This is a genomic window from Microbacterium sp. ISL-103 (assembly GCF_018613995.1).
Taxonomy (GTDB): domain Bacteria; phylum Actinomycetota; class Actinomycetes; order Actinomycetales; family Microbacteriaceae; genus Microbacterium.
On sequence record NZ_JAGGPD010000031.1, the window covers coordinates 1 to 2,350 of the forward strand.

2 protein-coding genes and 2 pseudogenes are annotated in these 2,350 nt (G+C 71.3%); 3 read left to right on the forward strand and 1 reads right to left on the reverse strand.

Features of this window, described 5'->3' with window-relative positions; all coding sequences use genetic code 11:
- Together J7E68_RS01415 and J7E68_RS01420 are read left to right on the forward strand one after the other, a co-directional pair.
- Positions 1 to 331: pseudogene (locus J7E68_RS01415) on the forward strand (sugar ABC transporter permease); the annotation flags it as partial.
- Positions 328 to 1,263, forward strand: a complete 936-nt coding sequence (locus tag J7E68_RS01420; protein ID WP_215169176.1) for a carbohydrate ABC transporter permease — start codon at positions 328 to 330, stop codon at positions 1,261 to 1,263. The pseudogene J7E68_RS01415 and the gene J7E68_RS01420, both read left to right, overlap by 4 nt.
- Positions 1,264 to 1,588: 325 nt before the next feature.
- Here J7E68_RS01420 and J7E68_RS20225 read toward each other — a convergent pair whose 3' ends face one another.
- On the reverse strand, positions 1,589 to 1,960 hold the full coding sequence (locus J7E68_RS20225) for a hypothetical protein (protein WP_311415965.1): 372 nt from the start codon (positions 1,958 to 1,960) through the stop codon (positions 1,589 to 1,591).
- Here J7E68_RS20225 and J7E68_RS19495 point away from each other — a divergent pair.
- A pseudogene (locus J7E68_RS19495) lies at positions 1,872 to 2,350 on the forward strand (hypothetical protein); the annotation flags it as partial. The gene J7E68_RS20225 and the pseudogene J7E68_RS19495 sit on opposite strands and share 89 nt — an antisense overlap.

A 2,350-nucleotide genomic window follows, 5' to 3' on the forward strand; every position in this document is an offset into this window, starting at 1 on the left:
GGCCGCGATGCTCGCCGGCGCGGGCGCGTTCCGCCGCTTCCTCTCGGTCAGGATCCCCTCGGTGCGCGGCGCGATGCTCCTCATCGCGGTGCTCATCGCCGTCTCGGCGATGAGGGTGTTCGCCGAACTCGACGTGCTCTCCAAGAGCACGGGCGGACCCGGCGGATACGACATGTCGCTGGTCATGCTGATCCGCCAGGTCGGCTCGGGCCTGAACGGCAACATCGGCTACGCCAGTGCGATCAGCGTCGCCCTGTTCCTCCTCACCCTCATCCCGCTGGCCGCGATCGCCTTCATGAATCGCGAGAAGAAGGCGAAGGTCTCCGCATGAGCACCCTCACTCCGCCGCGCATCGACGACGACCGTCGGCCCGACGATCGGCCGGCCACGCCCACCCGCGAACCCATCTTCCGCCGCCGCGGCTCGGGCGATTTCAGCAAGCCCACACTCGGCGGACTCATCGGCCGATATGCGCTCCTGCTGCTCGTCCTGGTGCTCGTCATCGGACCCTTCATCTGGCAGCTCTCGACGTCGTTCAAGGGTCCGCAGGAGAACATCTACTCGTTCCCTCCCGACCTCATCCCGCGCGAGCCGACGCTGCAGAACTACGCCACGGTCGCCGAGATCGTGCCGGTCTACCTCTACGCGTGGCACTCGCTGCTCGTCTCGGTCGGCACCGTCCTCAGCAACGTGATCCTCGCCACATTCGCCGGCTACGCCCTCGGATGCATGCGCTTCCGCGGCAAGTGGATCGTGATGGCCATCCTGCTCTCGACCCTGCTCTTCCCGGGCGAGGTCACCGTCACGAGCAACTTCCTCACGATCCGCTCGCTCGGACTCGCCGACACCCTGTGGGGCGTGTTCCTGCCCGGCGCGATCAGCGCGATGAACGTGCTGCTCGTCGCCACCGCCTGCCGGATGATCCCGAAGGACGTGCTCGACGCAGCGACCGTCGACGGCGCAACCACCTGGCAGCGCATCCGTCACATCGTGTGGCCGAACATTCGCGGCATGGTCTCGGTCGTCGCGATCTTCGCCTTCATCGGCGCCTGGGACGACTATCTCTGGCCCCTCATCGTGCTCTCCGATCCCTCGAAGTACACCTTGACCGTCGGCATGGCCTACCTGAACAGCAGCTTCTCGGTCGATCCGCGCCTGATCGCTGCGGGCACCATGATCGCGCTCGTGCCGATCGTGATCATGTTCTCGTTCACGCAGCGCTTCTTCTTCAAGGGAGTGCAGGAGGGCGCGATCAAGGGGTGAGCACCGTGCATCTCACACCCGCAGACGGCCCCGCTGATCCTCCCTCGTCGCGCCCCCGCGCGGGAGTGCTGCGCGGCCGGGTCTTCGCCTTCAGCTTCGACCCGTCGGCCGGAGAGCAGCGGATCGACGTGCCGGGACTCGACGATGTGCCGATCACCTCCGACACGGTGCTGCACTGGGCGTTCTACGCCGACGGCGACGCGGCCGCACTCGCCCCCCATGCGGCTCTGGCCGTGACGGTGGATGCGCGAGCGGTCGACGGTACGAGACTGAGCGACTTCGCGGCCGTGCGTGATCGGTACGACTTCCCCCTCACTGCGGATGCTCAGTTCGCGGCGCGCTGGAGCATGCCCGAGCAGTGGAACGCCGACACGGTGAGCCTCGCTCCGATGCTCTCGGATCCGACGTGCCGCACCCCGGCCGCCGTCGAGGTGGTGCTCGGGGCCGGATCGCTGACGGGCTCGAGCGGGCTCCCCTCGACTGTCACGGGATTCGTGCAGTGCGTCATCGCCGAGCAGCCTGCCGTCGACCATGGCCACCCTCCGGTCGAACGCGTCGACACGCGCCGCGGCAGCCACTCCGGACCCCGGTTCTCGCGGGGCAACACCATCCCGGCGGTGGCCGTGCCCCACGGGTTCACGTTCGTCACCCCCGCCACCGATGCCTCCGACACGCGCTGGCCGTACCGCCCCAGCATCCACGACGACCCGCCCGGTCGACGCCTGGAGGCCCTGCAGTTCTCGCACCAGCCGAGTCCGTGGATCGGCGACCGCTCGGTGCTGCAGCTGATGCCGTTCGAGGGGCATCCGACGTCCGAGCGCACGGGGCGCCGCCGGCGCATCACCCCGGGCCCACCGCGCGCGCGCCCGCACGCGTACGCCCTCCCGCCCGCAGCCCGCCCTCCGCCCGCCACGCCCGCCCCCCCCCCCCCCCCCGCCACCCCCCCCCCCCCCCCCCCCCCCCCCCCCCCCCCCCCCCCCCCCCCCCCCCCCCCCCCCCCCCCCCCCCCCCCCCCCCCCCCCCCCCCCCCCCCCCCCCCCCCCCCCCCCCCCCCCCCCCCCCCCCCCCCCCCCCCCCCCCCCCCCCC